Below are 1,736 nucleotides of genomic sequence, written 5' to 3' on the forward strand. Positions count from 1 at the left end.
TTATGGGGGGACAGGACTGAAGCGGAGGATATAAACTCAGCTTCAGCACTGGGACGCAGGGTGGGAGACGACCATGCATTGGGTGACATTTGATGTCTACTAACATATCGCCTCGCCCCACCCTGTGCTTCTCTCTCCAACGAATCCTCAGAGGTCGGTGCAGCCACACCTTCCATAATCTTTTCGCCTTGAGCAGAAGTTGTCCCAGTTGCCTCACCAACTGTAGTTTGAGAATAGCACCATGAGTCAGGACCTGTACGCTGCTTACATTGGCATTGATTGGGCCGACCGTAAACACGACATTTCTCTTTACGATTGCACCACTGGAGAAACCGAGGAGTCGGTCATTGGCTCCCAACCTGATGCCATTGCGGCTTGGGTCGAGGGGCTACGAAAACGCTATGGCTCTGCAATGCTCGCCGTATGCTTGGAGCAGAAGCGCGGTCCACTGGTTTATGCGCTTTGCCAGTACGAAAACTTGGTGCTTTTTCCTATCAATCCACGCACTGTCTCCAATTACCGTAAAGCCTTTCAGCCATCTCGGGCTAAGTCAGACCCCATTGATGCCCGAATTCTGGTCGAACTGCTGCGAAAGCATGGAGACAAATTACCCGCTTGGCAACCCGAGAGTGCTAAGATGCGGGCACTGCGGCAGTGGGTCGAGTCCAGAAGGATGCTGGTGGGCGAGAAGGTGCGCTTGACCAACCGCCTCACCTCAGCCCTCAAGAACTACTACCCTCAAGTGCTTGATTGGTTTGAGGACAAAGATACTCAGGTGTTTTGTGAGTTTCTCGAACGCTATCCCACTCTCAAAGCTGCTCAAGGGGCAACCGCAGAAGAACTCACCGAGTTCTTCCAGCAGCATCGGGTGATTCGTCGCAGTGCGATCGCCCGCCGCATTGAGCAGATTGGATCTTCGGGTATTCCCCTGACGGAAGACCCAGGCATTGTTGAGCCGATGCAATGGTTAGTACAGACCCTGATCGGTCAGTTAAAGCCCCTGTTGGTACGATTGGTTGAACTAACGCTTAAAATTGACGAGTGCTTCACCAGCTTTTCGGATGCGGCTTGGTTTGCGGCTCTGCCTGGGGCTGGAGAACATCTGGCTCCTCGATTACTGGCGGCCTTTGGGGAAGATAGAACACGCTTTGACAACGCCCAGCAGATGATGTGCTACTTCGGTATTGCGCCCGTTAAAGAGAGTAGCGGCAAAAAGAACTGGGTACATTGGCGTTGGAGTTGTCCAATTTTCTTGAGGCAGACCTTTGTGGAGTGGGCTAATCACAGTCGCCACCACTGTGCCTGGGCGCAAGCTTACTACCAGATGCAACGGTCTAAAGGTAAATCTCATCCTGCGGCGATGCGATCGCTAGCGTTCAAGTGGATTCGCATTTTATTTCGTTGTTGGAAGAACCGAGAAGCCTATGATGAAGCTAAATATCTTGCATCCTTAAAGCGCAAGGGTTCTCCTATTGCTAAGCTGCTAGCTCTCTAACACTGCTCCCCCTTTAAATGTAAGGAAAGGAGCAAAATAATTTAGTCCTTACTCAGCATTAGAAGACACTAAAGCATCAAGGATTACAACGCAGATAGGATAGATAACTGACTCTAGAATGGATGTTACTGATACAAATTAGAGTCAGTTAGATGAATGCGTCTATGTAAGGATGCGTAATGAGAATTAACAGTATTCTTCAAGGAGTTACTTGACCCCGTCCGGCTCAGAGACTATGTTA

1 protein-coding gene is annotated in these 1,736 nt (G+C 50.2%); it reads left to right on the forward strand.

Annotated elements, in window-relative coordinates:
* The first annotated feature begins 241 nt into the window (after positions 1 to 241).
* Complete coding sequence (locus tag IQ268_RS31925; protein WP_193887496.1) at positions 242 to 1,495, forward strand: IS110 family transposase; 1,254 nt, start codon at positions 242 to 244, stop codon at positions 1,493 to 1,495.
* Positions 1,496 to 1,736: the final 241 nt, after the last annotated feature.

This window comes from Oculatella sp. LEGE 06141 (assembly GCF_015207605.1).
GTDB lineage: Bacteria > Cyanobacteriota > Cyanobacteriia > Elainellales > Elainellaceae > Oculatella.

Coding starts and splice junctions, on each gene's coding strand:
- IQ268_RS31925 (WP_193887496.1), top strand. CDS start 242: ATGAGTCAGGACCTGTACGCTGCTTACATTGGCATTGATTGGGCCGAC.